This window comes from Chitinophaga sp. (assembly GCF_036566945.1).
In the GTDB taxonomy this organism is placed as follows: Bacteria; Bacteroidota; Bacteroidia; order Chitinophagales; family Chitinophagaceae; genus Chitinophaga.
The window spans coordinates 1-2,504 of record NZ_DATCVJ010000261.1; the positions used below are offsets into that span (position 1 = coordinate 1).

General features: G+C 36.9%; 4 protein-coding genes and 1 pseudogene. 4 read left to right on the top strand and 1 reads right to left on the bottom strand.

What is annotated here, in order from left to right; all coding sequences use genetic code 11:
• The 4 genes and pseudogenes from VIP81_RS07725 to VIP81_RS07735 form a co-directional block, all read left to right on the top strand.
• Window positions 1-294 (top strand): hypothetical protein (locus VIP81_RS07725; RefSeq protein WP_331958087.1); only part of this gene is annotated, 294 nt, incomplete at its 5' end.
• A 506-nt stretch (window positions 295-800) separates the two neighbouring features.
• A pseudogene (locus VIP81_RS07730) lies at window positions 801-1,253 on the top strand (DUF1016 N-terminal domain-containing protein); the annotation flags it as partial.
• Window positions 1,184-1,393 carry a PDDEXK nuclease domain-containing protein gene (locus VIP81_RS33705; RefSeq protein WP_349258194.1) on the top strand — a complete coding sequence of 70 codons (210 nt, stop codon included), beginning with the start codon at window positions 1,184-1,186 and terminating at the stop codon, window positions 1,391-1,393. The pseudogene VIP81_RS07730 and the gene VIP81_RS33705, both read left to right, overlap by 70 nt.
• Window positions 1,332-1,676 (top strand): PDDEXK nuclease domain-containing protein, encoded by a 345-nt coding sequence (locus VIP81_RS07735; RefSeq protein WP_331958089.1) that lies wholly within the window; start codon window positions 1,332-1,334, stop codon window positions 1,674-1,676. Before VIP81_RS33705 ends, VIP81_RS07735 begins: the two co-directional genes overlap by 62 nt.
• A 136-nt stretch (window positions 1,677-1,812) precedes the next feature.
• On the opposite strand, the gene VIP81_RS07740 is transcribed toward VIP81_RS07735, so the two are convergent.
• Window positions 1,813-2,244: an EthD family reductase gene (locus tag VIP81_RS07740; RefSeq protein ID WP_331958091.1), complete on the bottom strand. Its 432-nt coding sequence runs from the start codon at window positions 2,242-2,244 to the stop codon at window positions 1,813-1,815.
• Window positions 2,245-2,504 lie beyond the last annotated feature (260 nt).

The window sequence follows — 2,504 nt, forward strand, 5'->3', positions numbered from 1 at the left end:
AATTATAAGGAGTTTTGCCTCTCTGAAATAAGAAATTTTTTTATCGCATTAAAAACAAATATTGAAAAGGATGATTGGAAGATGGACAGGAATAATTCTAATGCGGTTCTGAATGTCACCACTATAAATGGGATGATTAACTGCTTAAGACTATTAATCCAAAATGATAAAAATGGTAATGTCGAGTATTATAAGGATAAATTAAAGAAAATTAAAGGATTTAAGTTCAAGGATTATAAGTCTAGTCAGTATAGGAAAATGGGTGAGGATATTTATAATAGATGTTTCAAATGATACTAACACATTGGAAGATTCAATCTCTTAAATACTAAAGAGCATATTGATGTCTGAGCACAAATAGTTCGAGTTTTGTACCACAGGGATCACCATCAGGAGTAAAACTAAATACTCTTACGTAATTAAAACCTTGTAGAAGCTGATTCTACAAGGTTTTTTTGTTTTTAGTGGTAAATGTGTGAGATAATGTGTAAGGGTAGAAAAGTGAGCGTTGGGGTTAGCAGGATAAGTATTAAATTGTGCTATCCGTCAGTAGCTTCTACATCCTTTTAGTCCTTATCTGGCAAGTGAAGTGTAGGTTAGTTAAATCAATTTCTTTCACATAAGTTTAAAGATATAACTCTTTTGAAATGCTAATTGAGAAATCATTCATAACAGAGATTAAGAGTATACTTACATCAGCAAGGTTCAAAGTTTATAATGCCATCAATAGCGCAATGGTGGAAGCATATTGGCTGACTGGTAAACGTATTTTTGAAGAGGAATAACAGGGAGAAGAGCGTGCAGAGCATGGATCTTTCCTGTTAAAGGAACTTTCAAAAGAGTTGAGTAGTGAATTTGGCAAGGGCTTCGATGAGAGGGAGTTGCGCCGTATGAGGCATTTTTATCAGTTTTTCCCAATTCGGGACGCACTGCGCCCCGAATTGACCTGGACGCATTATCGTATTATTTTAAGAGTAGATAATCCTAAAGCCAGGCAGTACTATGTAACTGAAACGGCAGCCGAGTCCTGGAGTACGCGACAATTGGAGCGCAATATCAATACGCTCTATTATGAAAGGCCGCCAGATCTCATTAAAAATCCATATGTGTTAGAGTTTCTTTTTACTCAGAAGCAGATCTGGAAACTGCAATCATCAGCAATTTGCAAGCCTTCTTATTGGAGATGGGGAAGGGATTCTCATTTGTTGGGCGTCAATACCGTATTAAAACAGACACAAAAGTATTTTACATAGACCTTGTGTTTAATAATTATATCCTTAAATGCTTTGTGTTAATTGACCTGAAAATACATGAGTTGACACATCAGGATATTGGGCAAATGGACATGTACGTTCGTATGTTTGAAGATCTTAAAAAGACAGAGGGGGGATAATCCAACAATTGGCATTATCCTATGTGCAGAAAAGGATCATACAATAGTTAAATATAGTATGCTGGAAGAAAGTAAACAATTGTTTGCATCCAAATATAAATTGGTACTACCCACAGAAGAAGAACTGCGGGCCGAACTAGAAAGAGAGAAGCAATTAATCCGCGAACATCTGGATAGTGGTTCTGAGAAAAAAAATGAGTATAGAATGGCACTCCCACGGAATAAGAAATCACGATTACTGACAACATTTTGGATAGGCCAATCAGGTCAGCATAACGGTTAGCAATAAACGCTCACTACTACAAAACACAGACGCTACAAAACATTATGATACGTGCTACTCCCAAGGGTTCTCACTGGAGAACCACAGGCCGTTCTGAACGCACTGCCTGCGCTTTACTTCAGGAAATAAGTTAACTTTATTTTACGACCTCACTTATCAGGATGATAGGAATGACATTGGTATAGTTTACAAAATCTGCACGAATCACATCTCTATTTGGAGCGATGGCCGCTTGATATTCACTTAAGCTTTTTACATAAAAAGTGCCAATAGCCATAAAAGGTAAAGGTTGGTTGGGAACACCACTGGAAAGCCCTTTTTCAATAGTATATTTAACCAAATTTGACCCTAAAAAAACCGCCACCATAGGCATGTGCTTAGTTTCATAGTATTCCATATTGAAAGTTTTACCCTCGGCATAAGGATACATGATGGATATCTTAATTAAGCCCTTTTCAGCAACAGCAATGTTGTGTTTTTGGGATTTTTCAGATTGCTTTTCCTGACTAAATGCAACAAAACAACAAGCAGTTAAAAGAAAAAATGATAAGATAAGTTTGAACATCATGATTAGGTAGATTTAAGTTAAAACTGTTTTGCAGTGCAAGCCATTCACGATTGGATATACCGTGCTATAAAAGTAAGAAGAGGCTAATAGGTAAGGTCAGCCTCTTCTTGCATTTTATAAACTTTACGGATATACGCGGCGGTGTGTTTCATCGATCCTGGCTTGTGACCAGATGCCTTCTTTCCAGGGCATATTACCTTCTTCGAGTTGTCTTTTCACATCGTGTTCAATGCCATCGAAATCAACTGGTTCTTCAGCAC